The sequence below is a fragment of the Mitsuokella apri genome, from assembly GCF_051886055.1.
GTDB lineage: Bacteria > Bacillota > Negativicutes > Selenomonadales > Selenomonadaceae > Mitsuokella.
Window position 1 is genome coordinate 1 of the sequence record NZ_JBJEXT010000058.1, and the last position, 5,461, is coordinate 5,461.

The window sequence follows — 5,461 nt, forward strand, 5'->3', positions numbered from 1 at the left end:
CAATGAGCTGCGTCTGGTGATTTTGGCAAAAATGCTCAAAATATTCGTAGCCAAATCGAATAAAACGGTCCTTATACGTCACGTAAATCGTACCAACTTCGTTGCGGTCTACGGCTTCTAATAGGTCAAGCCATTTCTTGCGCTTGTAGTTCAGCCCGCTGCCAAAATCCTCAATAATCTCATCCAGGATAACACCTTTGCCATTGGCGTAGGCTTGGATAAAATGGATTTGATTCTTCAAATCATCTTTTTGGCTGCGTGTAGAAACACGGGCGTAAGCCACCGTTTTACGATGACTCACAACGGATTCACCAATATAATCGAGATACTGCTCTTCGGTGTAATAACGTCTGCCTGTCGGGGTTCGATAAGCAGGAAGTTTTTGCCTGCGGTCCCACTCCTGAAGGGTTCGGACGGTTACACCTAATTTTTCCGCCATTTCCTTTGGTTTGTATACTGCCATAATATTCACCTTCTATCTGTCAGCTTATCCTGCTATGAACATTATAGCATTAATATCTATTTTATTCTATTTTTTCACTAATCATTCAATTTCTCCATATTGAAAATACACGTCATTCATCTTTTCTACCTATTATAACGCCGTGCCCTTTTTCGGCACAAAGAATGAATTGAGATCTACGCCTTCCATTTTGAGAAGTGCCTGCTTGCGGGCAAGGCCGCCGGCATAGCCCGTGAGACTGCCATTTGTCCCGACGACGCGGTGACAGGGAATCATCAGAGTAATCGGATTATGCCCGACGGCACCGCCGACAGCCTGCGCGGACATTTTGGCAAGGCCTTTTTCTTTGGCAATCCGCGCCGCGATTTCTCCATATGTCATCGTACTGCCGTACGGAATGGTCCGCATGATATTGCAGACTTCCTGACGAAATGGGGTGGAGTCACAGCGCAGCGGCGGCATAAAATCAGGCTCATGGCCGGAACAATAAATATCGAGCCATCGTCTGGCCTCCTGCAGCAGCGCAGTGTCCTTTTGCTCAATCGAATCTTTTGTATGCGGCAGGATGTCGGCAAAATACTTTTGCCCGGCAAACCAAAGTCCGATAATCGCCGTATCATCACAGGCAATCGTGATTTCGCCAAGCGGTGAAGCGTATGTTGAAGTGTAAATCATGCAGCATTTCTCCTTTGCTTACAGGATATCATAATCAGCAGATATATTCTTTTCATTTTTGGAAATCCAATTTTGCCTGCCCAGCATGATTTTGCTGTGCTCCGCGAAAAAGTCCAGTACTGGACTTTTTCATGAATCACGAACCTGTTGCTATAATCACGGAAATCGTATCGTATTTTTCGTATACTATGACTGTAAACAAAAACAAACGCAAAATACAAACACGAAACAAAGCGCATAGAAAAAGGAGCGATACGATATGATTACGAAAGATATGACTCTGGCACAGGTGGTAAAGGATCATCCGAACACGATTGGTTTCCTTAATAATCTGCACCTCGACTACTGCTGCGGCGGCCACGACGCTATCGCGATTGCCATCAAGGAAAAGGGCATGGACGTCGACAAGTTCCTCAAAGAGCTCAATGAAGTCGCAGCCCGTCCGACGGCGCATGCCGATGTTCACGAAGATATTGACTCCTTCAAGGAACTTTCCGTCAACGACATGCTCGACGACCTCGAAGCGACGCACCATGTCACGGACCGTCAGCTCATGGCCGAGACGGAAGAGCTGCTCAATAAAATCCTCATCGTCCATTACCCGCACCACGGCGAGATGCTCACGAAGCTGCATCACCTCTATGCAGGGCTCAAGGCCGAGCTGGAAGAGCACTTCGCCAAAGAAGAGCGCCTGGTCTTCCCGCTGATGCGCCAGAATCCGCATCCGGACAAGGTGACGCTCGATTATGTCAAATCTCTCGAAGATGAGCACACGGGGGCCGGCGATATTATCAAGGAAATCTATCAGCTCACGGACAACTTTACGCCGCCGGCTGACGCCTGCCCGACCTTCCAGCGCACGTATCAGGTCATGGAGAGCCTGTTCGATGATATCTTCATCCACATCTTCAAAGAAAACTCCATCGCCTTCCCGGAATATGCAGAGCAGGAATAAAAGTAAGAGAACTTGAAAGGACGTGACCATATCATGGCAGAAGTAAAAAATCAGCAGAACGAACAGAACTCGTGTGCCTACTGCGGCGCAGAGGAGACGGCTCAGCAGGACGAGCTCCTCTATGAATGCAGCAACTGCGGCACGCTCTACTGTGATACCTGCGGCGAGGGCAAGGGCTGCCCAAACTGCGGCGCGCCCTTGAGCCAGGCCCATCCGATTGAGCCCATGGGTATGAGCAGCTGGAATCCGAATAACGGCTGATGACATAGATAGATAAAAGCAAACCACCCTTCCCACAAAAAGGCAGAAGTACTCACGGTCCGTGAGTCTTCTGCCTTTTTTGCCGCATCCAAAACGATCAAATCAGGATGCCCTGAAGATGGTCGATTTCGTGCTGGATAATCTGCGCTGGAAAGCCATTGAAAGTCAATTTTTGTTTTTGGAAATCCATATCTTGGAATTCGACTTCGATTTTTTTGTAGCGCTGTGTGTTGCGCTGGCCGGTGAGCGAAAGACAGCCTTCTGCCGTTTTATAAGGACCTTTTTGTTTCGTGATTTTGGGATTGAACATGACCATGTTTACCGGTCCCAGATTGACCGCGATGATACATTTTACCACGCCAATCATATTCGCGGCCATGCCGACGCATTCATCGGCATGGGACTTGAGCGTGTCAAGAAGGTCCATGGCAATCGGCTTGTCGAGCGGCGTGGCTGGTATGGATTTTTGTTGCAGGAAAAATGTATCCCGCATGATTTCTCGAATCATAAATTTCCCTCCGTGTTTTCCTGACAAAGTGCCAAGGTATTTTTGTCTAACTTTCCTGCAAAGAATTTATCAAGCACAGCTCGGAACACAGGCTCATCGGGCGCGGCAAGGTGGAAGATTGTCATCGATGAATGAAGTTTCATGTCGTCTGGGTATCCCATGACTTCTGTCGCGTCATTTGCCTGCAAAGACAAAAGCGCTTTGCTGATTTCCAGCAGTCGTTTCCTCAAAATATCATTATCAAGATAAGCTTTCGCTTCGCCAATACCATCAAGCCCGTAGAAATCGGACATTGCACTCATACCAAGTCCTTTGACTTGTGGGAAAATGTACCAAATCCAATGCGAACGCTTATGGCCGGCTCTAATTTCCGCAAGAGCAGTATCGTAATCATTTTCCTGTGCTTTTAAAAAGCGTGTTAAATCATATATCATGATGGATTCCTCTCTATGCTGACTGTTAATCGTAAAAAAATCAATCAATAAACTGTCGTCACGCAAATAAATGCGCTATAAATTCATTATATCGCGGGGAACGTTTTATTGGTAGGTAAAAAAATAACAGGGACATGCTGCCAAGTTAGCGGCATGCCCCTGCGTCTTGTCAGGCCGAAAAGTCATCCAGTCTGCGAAGTGCCTGCTGACCTTTCTCGAGCTCGCAGATGAGCTTCGGGGACGGATTTAGGCTTTCTTCGGCCTTGCGCTGGAGTTTGTGGATTTCATTCCGGACGCGCTGGCGCAGCACGGCAATTTCGCCACGCAGCTGCTCGTTCTCGGCCTGCAGGTCGCGGATTTTGCGGCAGTGGCGGCAGGGAAGCAGTTTCTCTGGGGCCCGCCGTTCGACGATGCCCCAGATGAGCGTGAAACCGAAGTCCGTGGCCCATTCCCAGGCTTTTTGCCAGAGGACGCGGCGTTCATCAATCGGGACACGGCGCCGCAGGCCGAGAATTTCGCGCAGGACCCAGCGCAGGGAATTGACATCCCAGTAGGAAAGATACATTGTCTGGCCTTTTCGGCCGCAGCAGCGGTACTTGTCCTGCAGGAGTTCCCTGCGTATGGAGTCGAGTTCGTCGTTTTTCCAGCCTGCATCATGCAGGACACAGAGCATGTAGGTTTCGGGGAAGTATTTGCCGTACACATCGTTTGTGCAGATGCGGCGGTGTTCGATATCGGTGACGCGGTAGTAACACGTGCCATCCGGCAGGAAGCGCTGCTGGAGCAGCTCCCAAAAGTACGTATTGGCGAAGGCCTCCGGATATTCCTGAAGGACTTCCAGCGTCAGGACCTGCCAGCCATCCGACAGGGCCTCGACACTGCGGTTTGTGACGTTGGACTGAAGTGTTGTGGCGATTTCTGAGAGCGGCCCACGGCTTTTTCCTGACACGTCAGGATGACGGCGAAGCCAGTCAAAAAGCTCGCCGCGCCAAGCCGTGATGCGGTGCAAGAGGCGCGTCAAGCGCAGGACTTCAGCCTTTGGCCCTTCCATTTTGAAGGTGATGTGATAGATGCGGTTCATGAAGATTCCTCCTTAAAATAGACAACCTGTATAGATTTTTAGCAAAGGTGCAAAGCCTCAAAGGATAAGGATGAGGGATGAGGCTTTGTGCCTTCGGAATACTTTAATCCTGCCGGCCAGCCTGCTGCAGCTCCTCAAGCAGCCGTTCAAGAGCGCTGCGCTGCTCTTCAAGCCGGAAGTTTTCTTCCCAAAGCGAGGAACGCTGCAGGCAGTCATCACAGGGACTTTCCTGCTGCCGTAGGCGCCTGATGGGTTCCCAGAGAAGGGAAAGTCCCTGCTTTTGCCATTCCTTTGCCTTGTGCTCCATGATTTTGGGCACATCGACATAGGCTTTTGGCGAAAGCCTGAGGACCCTTCGCAGCAGCTCTGCAAGTTCCCTTGTCGTCCAGTAGGAGATGTAATCCTGACGCTCGGCCGGCCATTCGCGGTAAAACTGCGGCTTTGCAATTTCACTGCGCAGGCGGTCGAGCTCAGGCGTATGCGATTGTTTGTCTCCTTGGAGACAGAGAACATAATCATGGGGGAAGTATCTTTTGCAGATGTCGTTGGTGTAAACATCGCTGCCCCAGATGTCTTCGGTGTAATACCAGATTTCCGCGTCCGGCACGTAACGCTCGGTGAGCTCGTACCACGGCCAGACGATGGGGCCGTTGTGCGTTTCCGTCCAAAATGTCAGCAGGCTCTGTCCGTCCGGCAACTCCTGCAGGTCCTGCTCGTCGATGTCATGCAGCATCGCGAGGCAGATGAGCTGAATCTGCGACTCGCGGCAGCTGGGGCCATAAATTCTCTCCGGGTCCCACGGATGGCGCCAGTACTGCTCGTAAGAGCCGCGCCAGCGCAGGATGCGGTGGACGATGCGTACGAGCCGGCGCATCCCCTCGGAATTCCCTTTGATCTTATAACAGGTTGTGTAGTCATTTCCCATGCGGAAAGCCTCCTTATATAGATGATGATTTGGCATTTTGAGCAAACAAAAAGACATACTTCGAGCCTGCTCATCGATTCATCTAATTAAACAGGCGGAAGCATGTCCGCATTCTCTATATAAAGTTTTGGAAGCGCATGGTGAATGCCATGCATCTAT

The 5,461-nt window shown here is 50.2% G+C and carries 8 protein-coding genes; 2 read left to right on the forward strand and 6 right to left on the reverse strand.

All coding sequences use genetic code 11. The annotated features are described in order from the left end of the window. Together ACI4OH_RS08480 and ACI4OH_RS08485 are read right to left on the reverse strand one after the other, a co-directional pair. A partial coding sequence (locus tag ACI4OH_RS08480; RefSeq protein WP_439784592.1) for an IS607 family transposase occupies positions 1 to 463 on the reverse strand: 463 nt, incomplete at its 3' end. A 132-nt stretch (positions 464 to 595) separates the two neighbouring features. After that, positions 596 to 1,138 carry a methylated-DNA--[protein]-cysteine S-methyltransferase gene (locus tag ACI4OH_RS08485; protein WP_435721803.1) on the reverse strand — a complete coding sequence of 181 codons (543 nt, stop codon included), beginning with the start codon at positions 1,136 to 1,138 and terminating at the stop codon, positions 596 to 598. 259 nt (positions 1,139 to 1,397) lie between these two features. Between ACI4OH_RS08485 and ACI4OH_RS08490 the strand changes: the two genes are divergently transcribed. After that, a complete protein-coding gene (locus tag ACI4OH_RS08490; protein ID WP_432647731.1) occupies positions 1,398 to 2,093 on the forward strand; it encodes a DUF542 domain-containing protein in 696 nt (231 codons plus the stop codon). A 33-nt stretch (positions 2,094 to 2,126) separates the two neighbouring features. Then, entirely contained in the window at positions 2,127 to 2,354 is a 228-nt protein-coding gene (locus tag ACI4OH_RS08495; protein ID WP_432647732.1) for a hypothetical protein, read from the forward strand. Between the two features lie 97 nt (positions 2,355 to 2,451). On the opposite strand, the gene ACI4OH_RS08500 is transcribed toward ACI4OH_RS08495, so the two are convergent. From ACI4OH_RS08500 to ACI4OH_RS08515, 4 genes are all read right to left on the reverse strand, one after another. Beyond that, positions 2,452 to 2,862: a peptide deformylase gene (locus ACI4OH_RS08500; RefSeq protein WP_435721802.1), complete on the reverse strand. Its 411-nt coding sequence runs from the start codon at positions 2,860 to 2,862 to the stop codon at positions 2,452 to 2,454. Next, positions 2,859 to 3,296, reverse strand: coding sequence for a DUF1810 domain-containing protein (locus ACI4OH_RS08505; protein ID WP_435721801.1), 438 nt, complete (start codon positions 3,294 to 3,296; stop codon positions 2,859 to 2,861). Before ACI4OH_RS08505 ends, ACI4OH_RS08500 begins: the two co-directional genes overlap by 4 nt. Positions 3,297 to 3,465: 169 nt before the next feature. Continuing rightward, complete coding sequence (locus ACI4OH_RS08510; RefSeq protein WP_439784593.1) at positions 3,466 to 4,377, reverse strand: CCDC90 family protein; 912 nt, start codon at positions 4,375 to 4,377, stop codon at positions 3,466 to 3,468. A gap of 103 nt (positions 4,378 to 4,480) precedes the next feature. Beyond that, positions 4,481 to 5,302, reverse strand: coding sequence for a hypothetical protein (locus tag ACI4OH_RS08515; RefSeq protein ID WP_435721799.1), 822 nt, complete (start codon positions 5,300 to 5,302; stop codon positions 4,481 to 4,483). Between the last annotated feature and the right edge of the window lie 159 nt (positions 5,303 to 5,461).